Source organism: Helicobacter monodelphidis, from assembly GCF_003288845.1.
Lineage (GTDB): Bacteria > Campylobacterota > Campylobacteria > Campylobacterales > Helicobacteraceae > NHYN01.
Genome location: NZ_NHYN01000101.1, coordinates 1 through 456 on the forward strand (window position 1 = coordinate 1; position 456 = coordinate 456).

The following is a 456-nucleotide window of genomic DNA, read 5'->3' on the forward strand; positions in this document are numbered from 1 at the left end:
TGCACGAACAGAATCAAGTTGTCTAATCGCAGATTCAGCAATATTCATCACCGCCATTGCACCAAAGAGTGTTGTTACACCAGCAGTGATACCATTTGCATTGTCTGCACCAATGATTGCGTTTGCATTTGCACCAATCGCTGAAGCGACATCGTTATTAAATGCATTCTTAGTTCCTCTTAAGTTTTGTGTTGTTTGTGCAACATCACCTGCAAAACCAATCATTGTAATACCTGTACCACTTAACTTAATATCGCTTGCATCTGTTCGATTCAAGCTTAAGCGACCAACATGCACACCACCACTAGAGATACCAAAGATACCACTGAAGACACCAGCAGCACCAGCACCAGCCATACTTCCTGTAACCATAATCGCACGACCATCAGTAGAAGTTAAATTCAAACGACCATTTGCATCAATAGAAGCTTGAACACCTGTTTCTTCTTTCTTAGA

1 protein-coding gene is annotated in these 456 nt (G+C 41.4%); it reads right to left on the reverse strand.

The features are described from left to right. On the reverse strand, positions 1–456 hold a 456-nt coding region (locus CCZ01_RS10075), incomplete at both ends, for a flagellin hook IN motif-containing protein (RefSeq protein ID WP_275542669.1).